The sequence below is a fragment of the Glycomyces artemisiae genome, from assembly GCF_003002955.1.
In the GTDB taxonomy this organism is placed as follows: domain Bacteria; phylum Actinomycetota; class Actinomycetes; order Mycobacteriales; family Micromonosporaceae; genus Glycomyces; species Glycomyces artemisiae.
In genome coordinates, this window is sequence record NZ_PVTJ01000003.1 from 43347 (window position 1) to 62197 (window position 18851).

The 18851-nt window shown below is 69.2% G+C and carries 17 protein-coding genes; 12 read left to right on the forward strand and 5 right to left on the reverse strand.

Features of this window, described 5'->3' with window-relative positions; translation table 11 throughout:
• Positions 1-40: 40 nt before the first annotated feature.
• The 4 genes from B0I28_RS09010 to B0I28_RS09025 all read right to left on the reverse strand — a co-directional run bounded on the left by B0I28_RS09010 (position 41) and on the right by B0I28_RS09025 (position 6265).
• Positions 41-1108: a LacI family DNA-binding transcriptional regulator gene (locus B0I28_RS09010; protein ID WP_106363495.1), complete on the reverse strand. Its 1068-nt coding sequence runs from the start codon at positions 1106-1108 to the stop codon at positions 41-43.
• A gap of 182 nt (positions 1109-1290) precedes the next feature.
• Positions 1291-2580, reverse strand: coding sequence for an ABC transporter substrate-binding protein (locus tag B0I28_RS09015; RefSeq protein WP_181245721.1), 1290 nt, complete (start codon positions 2578-2580; stop codon positions 1291-1293).
• A gap of 91 nt (positions 2581-2671) precedes the next feature.
• The gene (locus B0I28_RS09020; RefSeq protein WP_181245723.1) at positions 2672-4369 is read right to left on the reverse strand and encodes a DUF2264 domain-containing protein; all 1698 of its coding nucleotides are present in this window, start codon (positions 4367-4369) and stop codon (positions 2672-2674) included.
• A 57-nt stretch (positions 4370-4426) separates the two neighbouring features.
• Positions 4427-6265, reverse strand: coding sequence for a rhamnogalacturonan lyase family protein (locus B0I28_RS09025; RefSeq protein WP_181245725.1), 1839 nt, complete (start codon positions 6263-6265; stop codon positions 4427-4429).
• Between the two features lie 209 nt (positions 6266-6474).
• Between B0I28_RS09025 and B0I28_RS09030 the strand changes: the two genes are divergently transcribed.
• From B0I28_RS09030 to B0I28_RS09065, 8 genes are all read left to right on the forward strand, one after another.
• Entirely contained in the window at positions 6475-9219 is a 2745-nt protein-coding gene (locus tag B0I28_RS09030) for an exo-rhamnogalacturonan lyase family protein (protein ID WP_106363498.1), read from the forward strand.
• A 145-nt stretch (positions 9220-9364) separates the two neighbouring features.
• Entirely contained in the window at positions 9365-10660 is a 1296-nt protein-coding gene (locus B0I28_RS09035; RefSeq protein WP_106363499.1) for a PQQ-binding-like beta-propeller repeat protein, read from the forward strand.
• A gap of 167 nt (positions 10661-10827) precedes the next feature.
• On the forward strand, positions 10828-11190 hold the full coding sequence (locus tag B0I28_RS09040) for a DUF2089 domain-containing protein (protein WP_106363500.1): 363 nt from the start codon (positions 10828-10830) through the stop codon (positions 11188-11190).
• On the forward strand, positions 11187-11447 hold the full coding sequence (locus tag B0I28_RS09045) for a hypothetical protein (protein WP_106363501.1): 261 nt from the start codon (positions 11187-11189) through the stop codon (positions 11445-11447). Before B0I28_RS09040 ends, B0I28_RS09045 begins: the two co-directional genes overlap by 4 nt.
• A gap of 22 nt (positions 11448-11469) precedes the next feature.
• Positions 11470-11886, forward strand: coding sequence for an SHOCT-like domain-containing protein (locus B0I28_RS09050; protein ID WP_106363502.1), 417 nt, complete (start codon positions 11470-11472; stop codon positions 11884-11886).
• A gap of 60 nt (positions 11887-11946) precedes the next feature.
• A complete protein-coding gene (locus B0I28_RS09055) occupies positions 11947-12741 on the forward strand; it encodes an ABC transporter ATP-binding protein (RefSeq protein WP_106363503.1) in 795 nt (264 codons plus the stop codon).
• Positions 12738-13499 carry an ABC transporter permease gene (locus B0I28_RS09060; protein WP_106363504.1) on the forward strand — a complete coding sequence of 254 codons (762 nt, stop codon included), beginning with the start codon at positions 12738-12740 and terminating at the stop codon, positions 13497-13499. The genes B0I28_RS09055 and B0I28_RS09060 overlap by 4 nt, the downstream gene beginning before the upstream one ends.
• Positions 13496-14251, forward strand: a complete 756-nt coding sequence (locus B0I28_RS09065) for an SIR2 family NAD-dependent protein deacylase (protein ID WP_106363505.1) — start codon at positions 13496-13498, stop codon at positions 14249-14251. Before B0I28_RS09060 ends, B0I28_RS09065 begins: the two co-directional genes overlap by 4 nt.
• A 31-nt stretch (positions 14252-14282) precedes the next feature.
• Here B0I28_RS09065 and B0I28_RS09070 read toward each other — a convergent pair whose 3' ends face one another.
• Positions 14283-15470: an MFS transporter gene (locus tag B0I28_RS09070; RefSeq protein ID WP_106363506.1), complete on the reverse strand. Its 1188-nt coding sequence runs from the start codon at positions 15468-15470 to the stop codon at positions 14283-14285.
• Between the two features lie 158 nt (positions 15471-15628).
• On the opposite strand from B0I28_RS09070, the gene B0I28_RS09075 reads away from it, so the two are divergent.
• The 4 genes from B0I28_RS09075 (at position 15629) to B0I28_RS09090 (ending at position 18851) form a co-directional block, all read left to right on the forward strand.
• Complete coding sequence (locus tag B0I28_RS09075; protein ID WP_181245726.1) at positions 15629-16099, forward strand: MarR family winged helix-turn-helix transcriptional regulator; 471 nt, start codon at positions 15629-15631, stop codon at positions 16097-16099.
• Positions 16100-16372: 273 nt separating this feature from the next.
• On the forward strand, positions 16373-17200 hold the full coding sequence (locus B0I28_RS09080) for a Scr1 family TA system antitoxin-like transcriptional regulator (RefSeq protein ID WP_106363507.1): 828 nt from the start codon (positions 16373-16375) through the stop codon (positions 17198-17200).
• Positions 17175-17420: a DUF397 domain-containing protein gene (locus B0I28_RS09085; RefSeq protein ID WP_106363508.1), complete on the forward strand. Its 246-nt coding sequence runs from the start codon at positions 17175-17177 to the stop codon at positions 17418-17420. The genes B0I28_RS09080 and B0I28_RS09085 overlap by 26 nt, the downstream gene beginning before the upstream one ends.
• Positions 17421-17525: 105 nt before the next feature.
• The gene (locus tag B0I28_RS09090; RefSeq protein ID WP_106363509.1) at positions 17526-18851 is read left to right on the forward strand and encodes a hypothetical protein; all 1326 of its coding nucleotides are present in this window, start codon (positions 17526-17528) and stop codon (positions 18849-18851) included.

Genomic DNA, 18851 nt, shown 5'->3' on the forward strand with positions numbered 1-18851 from the left:
AAGCGCCCGGCCGCATGCGGTCGGGCGCTGACGTGCTGCGCTACTTGACGAGCGGGGCCACGGACCCGCGGATGACGAGGTGCGCGCCGAGGGTGGTGTGCGGGGGCGGGCCGCCGTTGCGGGCGTGTTCGAGGGCGAGGCGCACAGAGGTGCGGCCGAGCTCCTCGTGGGGCTGGTAGACGGTGGTGAGGTCGATGTCGGCGGCGGGCGGGAGGTCGTCGAAGCCGATGAGCGAGACGTCGCCGGGAATCGAGAGGCCGTGCTCGACCAGGGCCTGGCGAGCGCCCGCGGCGATCTGGTCGTTGGCGGCGAACGCGGCCGTGAAGTCGGGCGGGCCCGCGGCGAGACGGGACCGCATCATCCGGTAGCCCTCGTAGCGTTCGAACGTGCCGTCGACCTCCAGCGAGGGGTCGTGGGGGACGCCGTGGGCGGCGAGGGCGTTGCGGTACCCGGCGATCCGCGCGTCGGGGGTGGTGTAGCCGGGGCGGCGGCCGAGGAACAGGATGCGCTTGTGGCCGTTGGAGAGCAGGTGGCTGGTGGCGGCGAACGCGCCGCCGGTGTTGTCGTACTCCACGACGACCGCGGGCGCGTCGGGCCCGAGCGGCGGGCGCCCGCACAGGACGAGCCGGGAGCCGACGGAGGCCAGCGCGTGGGCGTACCGGCTCATGCGGGCCTTGTACTCGTCGTCGGCGTTGACGTTGCCGACGAGGATCACGGCCTCGGGGTGCTGCTCGCGCATGAACTGGACCATGGCGAGTTCGCGTTCGGCGTCGCCGCCGCTGGTGCCGATCTGGCAGAGGCGCCCGTCCTCGGCGGCCTGGGTCTGGACGCCTTGGGCCACATGGGCGTAGTGGGGCGAGATCACCGAGTTGACGATGATGGCGATGCTCTTGCGGGTGGTCCCCTGGAGGGCGCGGGCGTGGTGGTTGGCGACGTAGTCGAGTTCCTCGACGGCGCGCATGACCTTGCTGCGGGTGGCGGGGGCGGCGGGGTAGGTGCCGGAGAGAATGCGCGAGACGGTGGCGACGGAGACGCCCGCGCGCTCGGCGACTTCGCGGATGGTGGTCTGGCGTTTGCCGCCGTTGTTGTCGCTCGCCTTGCGCGCCAAGCTGTCCGCCTCGGTTTCAGGTGCAGTTTCAGAGTTTCTGCAAACGGTTCCTGAAACAATGATCGCCGCCTGGCGCGCGGGTGTCAAGGGCGGGGGCGGGGGCGGGGGCGACCCCTCAGACGCCCCCGCCCCCGCGGATCGCATATCCTATAGGATATAGGATATAGGGCCCGCGGCCGGAGTTACTGCTCGCTGGCGAAGAGGGTCTCCGCCTCGGTGAAGAACAGGTCGGCGGCCTCGGCCGCGGTCATGGTCGCGTACTGGACCTGCTGGTAGATCTCGGTGAACTTCGCCTCGACGGCGCCCGCGGCGGCGGGCGGGACGACGGGTGCGCCCGCGAGGTGGCCCTCGACGGTGGCCTCGTAGTCGATGACGGCCTGGGAGGCCGCGTCGAGTTCGACGTTGTCGAGGGCGGTCTTGGTGGCGGGGATGCCGCGGTTGGTGCCGAGAATCTTCGCGGCGTCGGGGTCGCCGAGCAGGAACTCGATGAGCTTCGCTGCGGCCTCGGGCTGCTCGGAGTTCGCGCCGACGACGTACTGCATCGCGGGGCGCAGGTGGAGCGCGAGGTTGGCGGGGTCGGCGGTGGGAGGGGCGATGATCCCGAGGGTGCCGCCGCCGTCGGTGACGGTGGACCAGTAGCCGTTGACGGCGGTGTCCCAGCGCATCTCGGTGGCGATGGTGCCCGCGGCGACGCCGGGGGCGTTCTCGGCGGCGGTCTCCTCCGGGGAGGGCACGGACCCGTCGGCCTGGAGCGGCGCGGCGATCGACCACCACTCCACGAGCTGCTCCTTGGTGAAGTTGAGGCTCGCGGCGTCGTCGGAGTAGAAGCTGTCGCCCTGCTGGCGCAGCCACAGCTCCGCGAGGAGGTAGGACCCGGTCCAGTCGCTGCCGCCCCACTTCCCGTCGCCGAGCGCGGTGGTGAGGGTGCGGATGAGCTCGGTGTAGTCGTCCCACGAGTAGCCGGCCTCGGGCACGGCGATGCCGTGCTCCTCGAACCAGTCGGGCCGGTAGATGAGGCCGAACACGTTGGTGCCCACGGGGACGGCGATGAGCTGTCCGTCGAGCTTGGCGGTGTCGAGCACGCCCTCGCGGAAGTCGGCGGTGTCCACGAGGCCGTCGAGCGGCAGGAGCATCCCGGAGGCGCCGAACTGGCGCAGGCGCGGGTAGTCCATCTGGAACACGTCGGGCAGGTCGCGCGAGGCCATGCGGCCGGTGAGGCTCTCCCAGTAGGCGGGGTAGTCGGCGAAGTTGGCGGCGACCTTGATGCCCTCGTTCTTCTCCATGAAGAGGTCGACGGCCTGCTTGGTGATGTCGGCCCGCGCCTCGTCGCCCCACCATTCGAAGCTGATCTCGACGGGGTCGTCGGCGGTCCCGGCGGGGCCGTCGTCGCCGCAGGCCGCGGCGGCGGCGAGGGCGGCGGAGGCGGTGGCGCCGGTGAGGAGGGTCCGGCGGCGGATCGGGTTGCGGCTCATCATTGAACTCCTTCGTGAGGGGATGGGGTCGTGGGGGTTAAATCGTTTTAACTTGTGTCGCGGTCACCTTAGATCGCGGTTTCGAAGCCTGTCAAGCGGGTCGCTCGTGCCTGCCGACGTAGAAGCGGGCCTTGAGAACGTGGGTCCCCGGTTCGAGCACGCCGGTGACGACCGGCAGAACCGTTGCGGGCCAGTACATGTGGGTGCCGGGCACCGGGTAGATGACACTGCGCTCGCGCCCGTCCTCGGGAATGACCGAACTGCGGATGCCCCGCGAGGTCGCGATCGCCGCGAACTCGCCGGCGATCGTCTCGGCGCCGTCGCGCGGGACGCACCAGGCGCCCTCGCCGGTGTGGAGGCGCCGCGCGGTCTCGATCGTGTGAGTGCGCACCTGCCATCCGCTCCAGAACGCCTCCACCTCGGAGATGATCGTGACGTCTTCCCAAGGGCACCAGGCGACCGTGAGGCCCTGCTCCCCCACTCGGGAATCCACGGAGTCCTCGCGGCCGCGCCAGTGGACGCCGTCGTCGGAGAGCATGAGCGCGCCGTCCGGCGCGGCCGCTTCGAGGCCGGGGCCGTCCACCGAGCGCGAGAACCCCGCGAGCGAGGAGTAGGCGAGGCGCGCATACGTGTCCTTGCCCCCGCGCATCTTCTCGCGCCAGTCCTGGCCGTTGAGGCGCATCACGTCGCCGTCGTGGCCCCTGATGTGGATGGTCTTCGCCGCCGGAAACACCGCGGTCTCGGGTTCGAGGTCCGTGGGTTCAGAGTTCCAGAAGGGATGGTCCTCCGGGGCGAGGAGACCCGTGAAGACCTTCGAGGCCCACCACGGTGATCCGGCCGTCAGGTACTGCTCGACCAGCGCGTCGTTCGGGTAGCCGTACCCCACGCTCAGCCGGTGGTCCGGGGTGAGGATCGGCTTGTCCCACCACCATTCGAGGAGGCGGCGGCTGAACCCGGCGGCCTCGCCCCACGGCACGGCCTCCACGTCGGCGGCGGCCAACGCGCCCCACAAGGACCCTTGCGCGAACCGGTAGCCCATGCTGCGCCCGTAGGGGACGGCCGCGCCGTCGGCGGCGAACCAGGAGCGGAAGCTCCGGGCGAACTCGGCGGCGGGCTCAACGAAGCGGTCGTCGCCGCCGAGGCGGTAGTGCAGGAGCGCGTAGGTGTGGAACGCGAAGGGGTTGTAGTAGTCCACGCGCCCTTGGGGTCCGTCCTTGAAGACGCCGCCGCCGAGGTCGAACTCCGCGATCCGGTCGAGGTGGGCCCGCGCGATGGACGGGTCGCGGTCGGCGCCGATCGCGTCGAGGCCGTGGCCCACGAGCACCGGGAAGTAGTGCCAGTTGTTGTCGACCACTCCGGTCGTGTACGCCTGGGCGAGCCAGGCGATGGCGTGGTCCTTCGCTTTGGGGGCCAGGGGTTCCCAGAGCCGCTCGGGGACGGTGGCGAGGGCCCATCCGAGGGCGGCGGCCTCGACGCAGCGCTGGGCGCCGTCGTGGAAGTCCCCGGCGTACCAGTCGTCGCCGGGGTCGACGGCGCGGGCGATGGTGGCGGTGACGGCGTCCCAGAGGTCGTCGGGGACGGCGTCGGCGGCCGCGGCCAGGCCCCAGAGCGGGCGCATGAGCTGTTCGAACCAGTTCTCGTTGTGGGTGTGGTTCGACATGGTCACGGGCATCGCGTCGGGGCCTTGGACGGCGAGGTCGAGGCCGGGTCGTCCGATGGCGAGGGCGGCGCGCTGCCAGCCGGTGCGGGTCTGGTCGAGCGGGCCGAAGGCCCGCAAGGGAGTGGTCACAGTCGGTTCAATCCATGGGGTCGGGCGGGGCCGCCGGAGCGGCCCCGCGGTGCGGCGCTAGTAGGTGATCGGCGGCGCAGGCGGGGTGGTCATGCCCGAGCCGAGGTAGTAGTCGACGTGGTGGGACTGCATGTAGCCGTGGACGGTCATGCAGTTGCGGTACTCGGGGTTGTGCGCGAGCGTGTACAGGCGGGTGGTGGTGGGCTTGTCGGTGGTGAAGATGATGAGCTGGTCGTAGGAGGCGTTGGTGTAGACGGCCTCTTCGCGCCAGTCGCCGAGGAGGTCGCCGACGAGGGTGGGCCCGCCTTGGGCGGCCTTGACGGCGCCGTAGTTCGTGACGGTCTCGATGCGCGGCAGGCTGTTGGTGGGTTTGGGGTTGAGGGGGTCCCATTCTTCGAGCTTGCCGTCGTTGAGCAGTTCGATTGAGGTGTCGCCGTCCCACCACAGGCCGAGCTGGGGCCAGGGGCGCAGGGACGTGTCGGGTTCGGTGAGGCGGTTGGTGGAGGCGTTGTAGAGGCCGTCGAAGGACCAGACCTCCATGCCGGGGTAGCGGGGGTCGACGTCGCCGGCCATGCCGCGGCCGACGTCGGCGGTGCCCGAGAGGGTGTGCTGCCAGATCATCTGGCCGTTGGCGGCGTCGTAGTAGTACTCGCGCAGGCCGGAGGCGTTGTCCTGCTGCACGCCGTAGCCTTCGAGGCCGGGGTTGGCGGGGTCGATGTCGGCGATGTGGAACCGGTCGCCGTGCTGGATGCCCTGGCCGGCGAGGGAGTAGCGGAGGGTGCCGTTGCCGTTGAGGACGAGCCCGATGTGGGCGATTTCGTCGGTGCCGTTGCCGTCGACGTCGACGATGCGGATGTTGTGGCCGTCGGCGGCGTTCGTTGAGCCGCGGTTCCACTTCCACTGCTGGGTGAGGTTCTGCCCCGACCAGGAGTAGGCGGCGATCATCATGTTGAACCCGCCGCTGTCCTGGCGGTTCTTCATGGAAGCGATGAGGGACGGGCGCTGCCCGTCGAGGTAGCCGACGCCGAACTGGGCGGCCATGGGCCCGTCGGCGAGGTAGTCCTGGGCGATGCTCGCGTAGTTGCGCAGGGCCCCGGTGCGGCCGTCGAGGATGCCGATCCACTGCCGGTCGTCGTCGGCGTGGGTCCAGGTCTGGCCGTCGCCGAAGACGGTGCCGTCGGCGAACTTGAGGGCGACGTCGGCGAAGCCGTCGGTGTTGAAGTCGTAGACGGTGACGCCGTCCCAGTGCCCGACGTCGATGGTCGCCGAGCCCGGTTCGATGTTGTCCTGGTTGGTGGAGTTGGGGCCGAGGTTCACCGACCACAGGAACTGGCCCTTGCTCGTGTACGCCTCGATCGACTGGGGTGAGGTCTGGCGGTCGACCACGTAGTCGTACTCGCCGTCGCCGTCGAGGTCGCCGGTCCAGGTGAACTTGACGGGGCCGCCGGCGCGCATGGGGATGCGGACGACGGGCTCGTCGGCGTGGTTGGCGGTCAGGGTGAACGAGCCGCTGGGGGTCTGCTCGGCGCCGCCGACGACGGGGACGACGCGGTAGGCGTTGGCCTGCGCGAGGTTCGCGGCGGTGTCGGTGTAGTTGGTGCCGCCGGTGAGCACGGAGGAGTTGAGCTTGGTCCAGGCGCCGCCGTTCGCGGACCGGTAGACGTTGAAGCCGATGCCGCTCGGGTCGAGGCCGAGGAGGCGCCAGCTGACGAAGACGCTGGAGCCGTTGCGCACGGCGACGACGCTGCGGCCGAGGTCCTCCATGGCGCGCACGGTCTGCTGGGCTCCGACGTCGGGCTCCTCGGCGTGGGTGGTGGTGGCGCCCACGGCGAAGGCGGTGGCGGCCGCGAGGCCGATCACCGCCCCGATCGCCGGGAGTCGCTTAAACGTTTTCATGATCGCTCCAAGTATGCCGGTGGAATGGGCGCGCCGCCAGACCCCGTACCCGACATTCGCGTCGGCCGGATGCGGCTTAGCCTCGATCGGTTGACGATACATCGATGTGTGACTATATTGAACCCCCTGAGTTAAAACGATTTAAGTCAGACCCGTCCGCTCCCCCTCTTGGAGGCAACGTGACCAGCCCTTCACCCGCTCCGGAACCCATGTCCAGCACCGGCTTCAGCCGCCGCGGCGTCCTCGCCGCCGGCGCGGGGGTCGCGGCGGCGGCCGCCCTGTTCGAGGCCGCGCCCGCGCACGCCCAGACCGGCCCCTCGACCGACGCCGGGCCGGATTCGGTGCGGCTCGACTGGCTCGAAGGCGCCCCCGCCGAGTCCCCCGGCTCGACCTGGGGCGTCCCGTGGGGCCCGGGCCGCTTCACCGAGGACCAGCAGTTCAAGCTCACCGGCGCCGACGGCGCCGCCGTCCCCGTCCAGACCTGGCCCCTCGCCTACTGGCCCGACGGCTCCCTGAAGTGGACCGCCCACGCCATCGGCCCCGACGCCCGGCAGGAGTCCTTCACGCTCGAAGCGGGCGCGCCCGCCGAGTCCGCGCACGTCATGTCGGTCTCGAAGTCCCGCAGCCACATCGACGTCTCCACGGGCGTCATCTCGGTCCGCATCGGCAAGTCCGGCACCGACCTCATCAAGCACGTCAAGCGCGGCGACCGCACCATCGCGTCTTCCGGCCACCTGGTGAACATCACCCAGGCCGAGGCCCCCGACCCCGAGACCGGCTCGGTCACCCGCGACCGCTACGCCAGCGACATCGACGAGGTGAGCGTCGAGCAGGAGGGCCCGCTGCGCGCCGTGATCCGCATCGACGGCACCCACCGCAAGACCCGCGGCAGGGGCCGCTCCTGGCTGCCGTACACCGTGCGCCTGTACTTCTACGCGGGCGGCGAGTCGTTCCGCATGGTCCACACGTTCGTCTACGACTCCGACGGCGACGACGCGTTCATCGCCGGGCTCGGCGTCCGCTTCAAGGTCGCCATGTCCGACGCGATGTACGACCGGCACGTGCGGTTCGTCGGCGAAGGCCACGGCCAGCTCACCGAGGCCGTCAAGGCCGTCACCGGCATGCGCCGCGACCCCGGCGCGGCCGTGCGGGAAGCGCAGATCGCGGGCACCGCGCTCCCCGATCCGTCCACATGGGACCAGCGCGTCACCACGCGCCTGCAATGGATCCCCGACTGGGGCGACTACTCGCTCACCCAGCTCACCTCCGAGGGCTACCAGATCAAGAAGCGCACCAAGGAGGGCCACGCCTGGGTCCCCGTCGACCAGGGCCGCCGCTCCTCCGGGTTCGGATACGTCGGCGGCGTCTCCGGCGGGTTCGCGTTCGGCATGAAGGACTTCTGGCAGCGCCACCCCTCCGGGCTCGACATCCGGGGCGCGCACACCGACGAAGCCTCCGTGACGGTGTGGATGTGGTCCCCCGAGGCCCAGCCGATGGACAACCGGTTCTACCACGACGGCCTCGGCCAGGACACCTACGCGAAGCAGCTCGACGCCCTGGAGATCACCTACGAGGACTGGGAGGCCGGCTTCGACACCCCCTACGGCGTCGCCCGCACCACCGAGCTCCTGTTCTGGGCCCTCGACGCCACCCCGAGCCGCGATCGCCTGGGCGCCATGGCCGACGCGGTCCGCGCCCAGCCGCAGGTCGCCGCCCCGCCCGAGCACCTGGCGGCCGCGGGCGCGTTCGGCGGGCTCGTCGGACCCGTGGACCGCTCGCACCCGTTCAAGGAGTTCACCGAGGACGTGCTCGACGCGAACTTCCAGTACTACAAGGCGGCCCAGGACCAGCGCCACTGGTACGGCTTCTGGGACTACGGCGACGTCATGCACTCCCAGGACGGCGACCGGAAGGTCTGGCGCTACGACGTCGGCGGCTACGCGTGGGACAACTCCGAGTTCTCCACCGACCAGTGGCTGTGGCAGTACTACCTGCACACCGGCACCGCCGAGTCGTTCCGCTTCGCAGAAGCGATGACCCGCAAGACGACCGAGGTGAACACCTACCACATCGGCGACTGGGCGGGGCTCGGCACGCGGCACGGCGTCATGCACTGGGGCGACTCGTCCAAGCAGGTGCGCATCTCCAACGCGAACTACTGGCGGTACTTCTACTACCTGACCGCCGACGAGCGCGTGGGCGACATCCTCCACTCCCTGCACGACTCGGAGATGACCGCCCTCGTCCTCGACACCGGCCGCAAGATCCGCGACCCCGAGACCGACCCGTGGGACCCCGACCCCACGGCGGTCGACATCGGCTTCGGCACCAGCTGGGCGCCGCTCGCCGCCGCCTGGCTCACCGAGTGGGAGCGGCGCGGCCCCGACTGGGAGTTCTGCCGCGACAAGGTCCTCGGCACGATGGAGACCATTGCGGCGCAGCCGAACGGCTTCGCGCAGGGCAGCGCGCCCTACAACACCGAGACCGGCCGGTACGCCATCGCGGAGACCCCCGTGGTCGAGCGCTCGAACCTCTCCAGCGGCTTCGGCCGCTTCGAGATCGTCGCCGAGCTGCTCCAGCAGGTCGACATGCCCGCCTTCGAGGCCGACTGGCTCCGCTACAGCCGCTTCTACACCGCGACCCGCGCCGAGCAGGAGGCCGAGTACGGCTCGCGCTTCGGCGACCTGTTCCTGTGGGCGTATTCGCGGGGCAACGCCCAGGTCTACGCCCGCACCGGCGACGAGGACCAGGCCCGCCACACCTGGAAGGTCTTCCGCACCCAGGCCGAGTACTGGCGCGGCGACTCCCCCGACTGGCCCGCGTTCGAACGCGTCGACACCACGCTGAACCCGACCGACTGGTGGCCGCGCATGGCGACCAACGACGCCGCCCAGTGGGGCATGGCCGCCATCCAGAACCTCCACCTCGTGGGCGACTTCGTCCCTGACGAGTAGGCCGGGCGAGCAGAGGAGTCACGGGCCGCGGCGCCGCCGGAGACGGCGCCGCGGCCTCGGCGCGTCTCAGGGAGCGGTGGTGGTCCGCACCTACAATGACCGCGTTTCTCCGTCATTGCCCGGCAGGAAAGTGAACGCATCCACCATGAAGATCAGAGCGGCCTTGTGCTGCCTCGCCGCCTCGGGACTGCTCCTGAGCGGGTGCAGCGACGACAGCGGCACCATCGACGAACCCGATGAGGCCGCGACTTCCGCCGCGGCGGAAGAGGAGACCGAGGCCCAGGCGTACGACCCGCCCAAGGAGTTCGACTTCGAAGCGGGCGTGGCGCTCCCGCCCGAGGCCGTGGCCTCTAAGATGAACACCACCGGCTCCAACGTCCAGGCGCTCCCGGTGGCCCTCGTCGGGACGAAGGCGTTCATCGCCTCCGCCGAGCGCCTCCAGGTCGTGGACACCGCGACAGGCGAGGCCCTGCCCGACGTCGTGCCCGCCTCCGGCACGCCGATGCCGCCGATGCAGACGACCGGCATGGTCGGCGAGAACCCGTTCGAGGCCCCGCTCGTCATCGAGTCCGGCGGCACGACGCTGGTCATCGCGCCGTTCATCGTCCAAGACGCCGAATACAACTACGACCTCGACGTCGTCGCGGTCGACGGGGCCACCGGCGAAGTCGTGTTCGACGTCCCGGTCGAGCTGCCCGCGCTGGCCTACGGCGGCTACGAGCACGCCGAGGCCATGGGCGAGTCCGGAGGCGTCGTCCTCATCAAGGTCTTCGACGTGTACACCGTCGCCTTCGACACGGCGACGCAGTCGGTCGCATGGGAGGCCGAACTGGCCCCCTACCTCGTGAGCGGCGACGTCGTGGTCGCGCCGTCGACGGAGACCAGCTCCAACTACGACGGGCTCCTCATCGCCGACGGCACCCCCAAGTGGGCGAACAAGGACCTCGCCATCGAGGGCATGTACGAGCTCCAGGCCGCGGGCCCGAACTTCTTCGTGGCGCTCGGCTCCCACATCTCCCTGGAGAACGGCCAGGAGCCGTACAACATGCTGTTCGAGACCGCGACCGGGAACGTCGTGCGCCAGGAGGACCGGGACTTCAGCAGCCACGAGTGCCGCTTCGACGGCCAGGAGACCGTCGTCTGCTTCGTCCGCGCCCCGGGCTTCTGGATGGGCGCACTGGACGCCGCGACCGGCGAATGGATCTGGGAGACCACCGAGGCCGAACCCGGCATCAACGTCACCGCCGTGTGGCACGGCATCGCGTACGGCCTGGCCGACAACACCACCCCGGCCGCCCTCGACGTGCGCACCGGCCAGCCGACCGGGACCTCCCCGGGCGTCGCACCGTACGTCGTCAACGAGTACACCGCGGTCGCCGACACCGTCGCGGGCACGTGGGGCGACGGCGGCGGCGTCGCCGCCTACCCCGCGATCGGCTAGACCGCCGCACCACAACTACACATAGCAGGACGAACCGCCCCCTTCGGGGGCGGTTTTTTCATGCCTTCAAACCCGAACTTAAGAAAATTAAGATTCTGGAGTTGACACCTTGAGAATCTCAAAGTACAAATGAAGAAGGAACACACCACCGACCAGAAGGGGCCGAGATGGACTGGCAGGAGCTGACGGACCTGACCCGAGGTCAGGAATTCGTCGTCGAGCGCGTCCGCCTCACCGAGAGCGGGATCGCCGTCGAAGGCGAGTTCGAGCCGCCGCAACTGGCCCAGCTCAGCGCCGAGGACCAGGTCTTCGTGATCGCCTTCGTCAAGTCGCACGGCTCGATCAAGGAGATGGAGCGGATCTTCGGGATCAGCTACCCGACGGTCAAGGCCCGGCTCAACCGCATCGCCGGGCACTTCGACTTCGTCGAAACCGACCCGGCCCCCTCGGGCGCAGACGTCATCGAGCGTCTGCGCCAAGGGGACATCAGCGTCGACGAGGCACTCGCCGAACTTGAGAGGTCCCGATGATCCCCCAGCTGGTGACGGCGCGCTGGCGCCGCCGCGACGGCCGCTGCCGGCGGCTCTTCCTGCCCGTGATCCCCATCGTGCTGCTGCTCTCGCCGCTGCTCGTGCTCGCCGTCATCGGCGGGGTGATCGCGTGCCTCATGTACGACCTGCCGCCCTTCAGAACACTCGCCGGCGTGGGGCGGCTCTTCTGGGCGCTGCCGGGCGCCCGCATCGAGGTCGAGCAGGGCCGCACGGACCTGCTCCTCTCCATCAGGTAACAGCAAAGGAAACCAGGAAACCATGAACGAACAGCGCCGCCAGATCCTCCAGATGCTGGCAGAAGGCAAGATCACCGCCGACGAGGCCGAGCGCCTCCTCACCGCCGTCGAGACCGAGGAGCCCGAGACCGCGCCCGCGGTCCGCGGGAAGCGCCCGAAGTTCCTGCGCCTCATCGTGGACGCGAACGACGAGCACAGCGGCGAGACCAAGGTGAACATCCGCGTGCCGCTCAAGCTGCTGCGCGCCGGGATGCGCCTCGCGGTCTTCGTGCCGCCGCAGGCGCTCGAACGCGCCAACGAGGAGCTCGTCAAGCAGGGCGTCCCGATCGACCTGACCGAGATCAAGCCGAACCAGCTCGAAGACCTCGTCGACGCGCTCGACGACCTCACCCTCGACGTCGACCAGACCGACACAAAGGTCCGCATCTTCTGCGAGTGACCGGCCGTGCTCGACCTGGGCCTGCTGCTCACCCTCTATCCACCGATGAACCGAGGAGCCATGAACACCCCTGAACCGGCAATCCGCATCAGCGGACTCCAGAAGTCCTACAAGGACCTCCACGTCCTCAAGGGCGTCGACTTCGACGTCGCCCGCGGCAGCATCTTCGCGCTGCTCGGATCGAACGGCGCGGGCAAGACCACCGTCGTCCGCATCCTCTCGACCCTGCTCAAGGCCGACGCGGGCACCGCCGCCGTCAACGGCTTCGACGTCGCCGCCGAGCCCGGCAAGGTCCGGGAGTCCATCAGCCTCACCGGGCAGTTCGCGGCGGTCGACCCGATCCTCACCGGACGCGAGAACCTCGTCATGATCGCCAAGCTCCGGCAGGTCGAGCGCCCCAAGGAGGTCGCCGACGGCCTCCTGGAGCGCTTCGGCCTCACCGAGGCCGGCGGGCGGCGCGTCGCCACCTACTCCGGAGGCATGCGCCGCCGCCTCGACATCGCGATGAGCCTCATCGGCGACCCGCCGGTGATCTTCCTCGACGAGCCCACCACCGGGCTCGACCCCGAGGCCCGAATCGAGGTGTGGGGCATCGTCCAGAACCTCGCCGACAACGGGACCACGGTCCTGCTGACCACCCAGTACCTCGACGAGGCCGAGAAGCTCGCCGACCGGATCGCGATCCTCCACCAGGGCGTCATCATCGTGAACGGCACGCTCGCCGAACTGCGCGCGCTGCTGCCCTCCGCGACGGTGGAGTACGTGGAGCGCCAGCCGAGCCTGGAAGAGGTCTTCCTCGCGCTCGTCGGCGACAAGACCCCGAACGGCAAGCAGGACAAGGAGGAGCGGTCATGAGTGCGCACACCGTCAGCAACGCGGGCGTCATGCTCGGGCGCTCGATGCGCCACATCACCCGCAGCCTGGACACGATCATCACCGTGACGATCACGCCGATCGCCCTGATGCTCCTGTTCGTGTACGTCTTCGGCGGCGCCATCCAGGCGGGCACCGACAACTACGTGAACTACCTGCTGCCCGGCATCCTCCTGATCGCCATCGCCAGCGGCATCGCCTACACCGCGTACCGCCTGTACGGCGACCTCCAGTCCGGGATCTTCGAGCGGTTCCACTCCATGCCGATCGCGCGGTCGGCCGTCCTGTGGGGACACGTGCTGACCTCGCTGGTGTCGAACCTGATCTCGGTGGTGGTCATCGTCCTCGTGGGCCTGCTCATGGGCTTCCGCACCTCGGCGGGCCCGCTCGCGTGGCTCGCGGTGGCCGGCATCCTGATCCTGTTCACGCTGGCCCTCACGTGGCTCGCGGTGATCGCGGGGCTCACGGCCTCGTCGCCCGACGGCGCGTCCGCGTTCTCCTACCCGCTGATCTTCCTGCCGTTCATCAGCTCGGCGTTCGTGCCCACGGACACGATGCCCGCGCCGGTGGAGTGGTTCGCCCAGCACCAGCCGGTGACCTCGATCGCGAACACGATCCGGGCCCTGTTCGCCGAACAGCCGGTCGGAGACGACATCTGGGTGGCCCTCGCCTGGCTGGTCGGCATTCTCGTCGTCGCCTACGCTTTCGCCATGGCCGCCTATCACCGCAAGATCGCATGACCGATATCGACGCCGTCGCCGGTTGGTTCGCGGAGGCCCAGGCCGCCGTGGTGCTGACCGGCGCCGGCATCTCCACCGAGTCCGGGATTCCGGACTTCCGAGGGCCGCAAGGGGTCTGGACGAAGAACCCCAAGGCCCAGTTCATGTTCACCATCGACAACTACCTGGCCGACCCGGGCGTGCGGAGGCAGGCGTGGGAGGCGCGGCTCGCGAGTCCGGTGTGGACGGCCGAGCCGAACGCGGGGCACCGGGCGCTGGTCGACTACGAGGCGACAGGGCGCCTGCGGGCGATCCTCACGCAGAACATCGACGGCCTGCACCAGGCCGCCGGGTCGGCCGAGTCGCGGGTGGTGGAGCTGCACGGCACGGTCCGGGAGGTCGTGTGCCTCGACTGCGGCGACCGCAACCCGATGCAGGAGGTGCTGCCGCGCATCGAAGCGGGCGAGGCGGACCCGGCCTGCCTGGAGTGCGGCGGCATCCTCAAGTCCGCGACCATCTCGTTCGGCCAGGAGCTGGTGCCCGAGGTGATCGAGGCGGCGGTGGCCGCGACGAGGGGCGCAGACCTGTTCGTCGCGATCGGCACCTCGCTCGGCGTGTACCCCGCGGCCGGGCTGTGCGACTACGCGGTGGCCCGCGGGATCAGGCTCGTCATCGTCAACGCCGAGCCCACGCCGTACGACGGGGACGCCGACGCGGTGCTGCGCGAGCCGATCGGCGAGGTGCTCCCCCGGCTCGTGGCCGGGGCCCGGTGACCGGCCGCGCGGGCGCGGCCGGTCCCTTCGTTCAGGCCGGTTCGTGGACCGGTACCGGCTGCGGCGCAACGCGGTTCGGACGCCCGTCGAGCGCCCCGGACCAGGCCGTGACGCCGAACGCGAGCACCGCCATGGCCGCGCCGACCCACACCGGCGAGGTGTAGCCGAGCCCTGCGCCGATGGTGAGGCCGCCGACGTACGCGCCGATCGAGATGCCCAGGTTCGCACCGGACGAGGCGACCGCGGACGCGAGCGTCGGCGCGCCCTTGGCCTTGTCGATGGCGCGGGTCATGAAGCCCGGCACCGTGGCGAACCCGGCGCCGCCCACGAGCATGAGCGTGACGGCCGCGGCGATCTGGAAGTGCGCGGTGAACGTGAACGCCACGAGCACGACCGCCAGGAGCGCCGTCGTTACCAGCAGCGTCGGCACCTGCGCGCGGTCGGCGAACCGGCCGCCGAGGAGGTTGCCGATGACCAGGCCCACGCCGAACAGGACCAGCAGCGGCGTGAGCGCGGCGGGCGAGTACCCGGCGACCTCGGTCATGAGCGGCGCGACGTAGCTGTAGGCCGCGAACAGGGCCCCGATGCTCAGGCCCGCGATGGCCACGGCGAGCCACACTTGCAGGCTCTTGAACTCGGCGAGCTCGCGCCGCAGGCTGGTCTCCTCCGGGCGCGGCTGGCGCGGCACGAGGAACACGATGCCGACCAGGCTGACCAGGCCGAACACGGTGATCATCCAGAAGGTCGCGCGCCAGCCGTAGCCCTGCCCGACCCAGGTGCCGAGCGGCGAGCCGACCACGTTCGCGACGGTGAGGCCGGTGAAGACCATGGAGATGGCGCGCGAGCGCTTCGACTCGTCGACGAGGTCGGCGGCGACCACGGAGGCCACGCCGAAGAACGCGCCGTGGCAGACGGCGGCCACGATGCGGCCGGTCATCAACAGGCCGTAGGAGACCCCGACGGCGGCGATCATGTTGCCCGCGATGAACAGCACCATGAGCACGATGAGCATGTTCTTGCGCGGCAGGCGGGTCCCGGCGGCGGTGGCGATCGGACCGCCGACCACGACGCCGAGGGCGTAGCCGGAGATGAGGAGCCCCGCGGTCGGCAGGCTCACCTTCATCTCGTCGGCGATCTCGGGCAGCAGGCCCGACACCACGAATTCCGTGGTGCCGATACCGAATGCGCTGATCATCAGCGCGAAGAGTGCTAGAGGCATGGCGCTCCGGACCCCTTCTCTGGGAATGCTTGGACTCGCGGGCCATTCTATGCACAAGCATAATACGTCTATGCATGAGTTGCAAGCGCAAGTTATGGAGGTGCATGATAAAGTGGTTTCAGCGCCGTTACGCGCCGCGAGTCCAGGAGGTCGATGGCATGCCACTAGTCACCACGGTGAGTCCGAGCATCCTGCTCCCCTCGGAGCTGGAGCGGCACTGGCAGTCGATGCGCATCCTCCAGGGCGCCGTGGACGACGCCGCGAACCGCGCCTTGACCGCCGAGCACGGCCTCTCGCTCTCGGAGTACAACGCCCTTGCGGCGCTGCACTTCTCAGACGACGACGGCCACCTGCGCCAGCAGATCCTCGCCGACGCCATCCCGCTGAACCAGAGCTCGCTGAGCCGCCTGGTCGGACGCCTGGAGAAGCTCGGCCTCACCGAGCGGTACGTCTGCCCGAACGACCGGCGCGGCGTCTACACCCAGATCACCGAGGCGGGCCGGGCCAAAGTGGAGGAGGCGCGGCCGACCTACCTGCGGGTGCTCCGCGAGCACCTCGCCGAGGCCGCCGGCTCCCCCGAAGTCGAGCGCCCGCTCGCGAAGTCCCTCGAAGCGGACGGCAAGGCTTAACGCCGCTCGGTCGCGATGCGGCCCAAGCTGAACACCGTCTCGGCGAGTGCGTGGTTGGCGGGGCAGCGGATGCTACCTGCCCCGCAACGGTTTCGAGCGGATTTGTCGTTGATCTGACTCTGTCGCAGGCAGACCCAAAATTTTTTGGCCGATTTTTTGCGCGCAAGTTTTGGGACCGCTGAAAGCACAAAGGAAGTAACCGCCCGTGGCGGTTCTCGTTTGCCCTGGGGACATGGGAACCTAAATGTCCCACCAGGTACGACGGAGGTGCACATGGCCGATCCCTCGCCGCTTACAAGCTGGAATATCCGCACCCATCTCGCCGATGCGCGGATCAAGCAGAACCTCACGCCGAAGCGCCTTGCGGGCATCCTCGGCATCAGCGAGCAGACGGTGCGCAACTGGGAGAAGAGCGCGACGATCCCGACCTACGCCGAGATGATCGGCATCGGCAAGGAGCTCGGGATGGGTGAGGAGATCAGCCAGTTCCTGGCGAACATCGCCCGCGACAAGCTAAGCCTCAACCTGGAGAACGTGCCGCGGTACAACGCGCTGGGGCTTGCGAAGGCCGAACTTCACTACGGCTCGATCTGGAAGTACGAGTCGAACCTCGTCCCGGGCATCCTCCAAATCCGCGAGTACGACAAGCAGGTGTTGCAGCCAACCGAGGGCATGACCGATGAGGAGACCGAGTTCGGTGCCGACTTCAAGCAGGAGCGGCAGGAAGAGATCAAGCTCCGCTCCGACCCGTACCGAATGAGCATCATCATGGGTGCGACCTGCCTCTACGACCTCAAGGTCATGGGCGCCGCCGCCCGCCGTGAGCAGATTGAGGCGATCCGGGAGTGGAACTCCCTGCCCAACTGGGAGATCCGGGTCATGAACGGCCCGAGTAACCTCGGCAACCCGTTCGACGTCTATGTCCCCGGAAAGAGCAAGACCGCGGGCCCCCCGTTCGCCTATGTCGAGATCCATGACCGCAGCTGGTGCATCGAGGAGCTGGAGCGGGTTGAGGGATACCATGAGCGCATCAAGAGGAACTGGACCCGCAGCACTTACCTGGAGGAATTCCTTGATGCAGAACGTAACCGCTTGGCGTAAAAGCACCCGCAGCGGCGGCGGCGGCAGTTCTAACTGTGTCGAGCTGCGCCGTTCCTGGAGGAAGAGCAATCGAAGCAATTCTGCTGGCACCAACGAGTGCGTGGAAATCGCCCCCTGCGAGGAAGCCGGTTTCCACGTTCGCGACTCGAAGCTCGGCGACGGCTCTCCGATGTTCGACCTGAGCGAGCAGGACTTCTCCGCGCTTATTCGAACGCTCTGAGCGCCATCTCAACGAGACTCCTTGTCGCCGTTGGTGTCTCACGTGGCATGCGATATGTTCCGATCAGGACGGCGCCGATCGCGCCTTCACGATTGGAAGAGCGACATGACTCTGCACCCCCCTCCCAACGAATCCGCGCGCGGGCGCCGCTCGCTGCTGCTGGGCGCGGCCGGCGCCGCCGGTGTGCTCGCCGGCGCGCTGGCCGCGAATCCCGCCGCCGCGGCCGGGGCCGGAGACGACCCCTACAGTGTCGACGTCACCGCCTACGGCGCCGACCCGACCGGCGCCGTCGCCAGCGACCAGGCGTTCCGCGACGCCGCCGCAGCTCTGCTCGCCTCGTTCCAGCCCGGGGCCATCTCCGGGTCGATCCCCAAGAAGGTCCTGGTCATTCCGCCCGGCAACTACCTGCTGACCCAGCCGGACTCGCTGCTGCCGAACGTCAACGGCAACGGCGGCGGAGGAATCATCGACGGCGTGACCATCACCGGGTACGGCAAGCGCCTCTCGCGGATCGTGTACTCGCCGAGCGCGAACGACACCACGCTGTGGACGAACAACCAGCGGTACAAGAACATCCGGATCTCCGGTCTCACCTTCACCAGCACCAACGCCACCTCCAGCTTCAACTACGCGTACTCTTCGGCCACGCACGGCGTCCAGGACACCTGGTACACCGACGTGGAGTGGCGCGGTTCCTGGAAGCGCGGCATCGGCCTCGACGGGCCCGCGTCCACCTCGAATCTCAACAGCGAGATGGGCTGGGACCACTGCCAGGTCGGCGGCACCTACGCCGAAGCGTTCCTGGTCATCGGCATGACCCCCGCAGAGAGCCAGCAGGACCAGTTCCTCAACTACTGGTTCCGCGACTGCAAGATCGAGTTCGCCTCGGGCGTGTTCGTGCGCAACAACCGCGGCGGCTCGATGAACTTCACCGGTGGGTCCTACATTCTCACCGACACCGCCGGGACCGGCACGTTCTTCGAACTGACGAACGCCACCACCAGCCGCAACGACTCCGTGATGCGCCTGTACGCCGAGGGCATCCGCTTCGAGCTGCGGGGCACGGGCCACAAGGTGATCGACTCCAAGTGGTACAAGGGCGCCATCACCTTCGTCTCCTGCGATGACACCGCCCACTCGTTCCAGTCCTGGGCGCCCGAGGCCCGCACCCACGCCTACGACTTCACCACCGGTGGCGGCTCGCGCGGACCCATGGTCCGCTACACCGACTGCCAGCTCATGGGATACCACCAAGCCACCGGCGGCACAGGCGCGATGACCATGGGAAAAATCCTCTACGACGGCTGCCGTCTCATCGACCAGACGACCGCCGCAGGCTTCCTGCGCTGGACCGGCACCACCGGACGCTACGAGTTCCGCGACTGCCTCGCAGGCTCGGCCTACCTCGCGAACGTCAAGAACCCTGCTTAG

What these genes read in the sequence shown, in the direction of transcription:
- B0I28_RS09015 (WP_181245721.1), bottom strand. Translation starts at nt 2,580, where the DNA reads ATGAGCCGCAACCCGATCCGCCGCCGGACCCTCCTCACCGGCGCCACC.
- B0I28_RS09025 (WP_181245725.1), bottom strand. Translation starts at nt 6,265, where the DNA reads ATGAAAACGTTTAAGCGACTCCCGGCGATCGGGGCGGTGATCGGCCTC.
- B0I28_RS09030 (WP_106363498.1), top strand. Translation starts at nt 6,475, where the DNA reads ATGTCCAGCACCGGCTTCAGCCGCCGCGGCGTCCTCGCCGCCGGCGCG.
- B0I28_RS09035 (WP_106363499.1), top strand. Translation starts at nt 9,365, where the DNA reads ATGAAGATCAGAGCGGCCTTGTGCTGCCTCGCCGCCTCGGGACTGCTC.
- B0I28_RS09040 (WP_106363500.1), top strand. Translation starts at nt 10,828, where the DNA reads ATGGACTGGCAGGAGCTGACGGACCTGACCCGAGGTCAGGAATTCGTC.
- B0I28_RS09045 (WP_106363501.1), top strand. Translation starts at nt 11,187, where the DNA reads ATGATCCCCCAGCTGGTGACGGCGCGCTGGCGCCGCCGCGACGGCCGC.
- B0I28_RS09050 (WP_106363502.1), top strand. Translation starts at nt 11,470, where the DNA reads ATGAACGAACAGCGCCGCCAGATCCTCCAGATGCTGGCAGAAGGCAAG.
- B0I28_RS09055 (WP_106363503.1), top strand. Translation starts at nt 11,947, where the DNA reads ATGAACACCCCTGAACCGGCAATCCGCATCAGCGGACTCCAGAAGTCC.
- B0I28_RS09060 (WP_106363504.1), top strand. Translation starts at nt 12,738, where the DNA reads ATGAGTGCGCACACCGTCAGCAACGCGGGCGTCATGCTCGGGCGCTCG.
- B0I28_RS09065 (WP_106363505.1), top strand. Translation starts at nt 13,496, where the DNA reads ATGACCGATATCGACGCCGTCGCCGGTTGGTTCGCGGAGGCCCAGGCC.
- B0I28_RS09070 (WP_106363506.1), bottom strand. Translation starts at nt 15,470, where the DNA reads ATGCCTCTAGCACTCTTCGCGCTGATGATCAGCGCATTCGGTATCGGC.
- B0I28_RS09075 (WP_181245726.1), top strand. Translation starts at nt 15,629, where the DNA reads ATGCCACTAGTCACCACGGTGAGTCCGAGCATCCTGCTCCCCTCGGAG.
- B0I28_RS09080 (WP_106363507.1), top strand. Translation starts at nt 16,373, where the DNA reads ATGGCCGATCCCTCGCCGCTTACAAGCTGGAATATCCGCACCCATCTC.
- B0I28_RS09085 (WP_106363508.1), top strand. Translation starts at nt 17,175, where the DNA reads ATGCAGAACGTAACCGCTTGGCGTAAAAGCACCCGCAGCGGCGGCGGC.
- B0I28_RS09090 (WP_106363509.1), top strand. Translation starts at nt 17,526, where the DNA reads ATGACTCTGCACCCCCCTCCCAACGAATCCGCGCGCGGGCGCCGCTCG.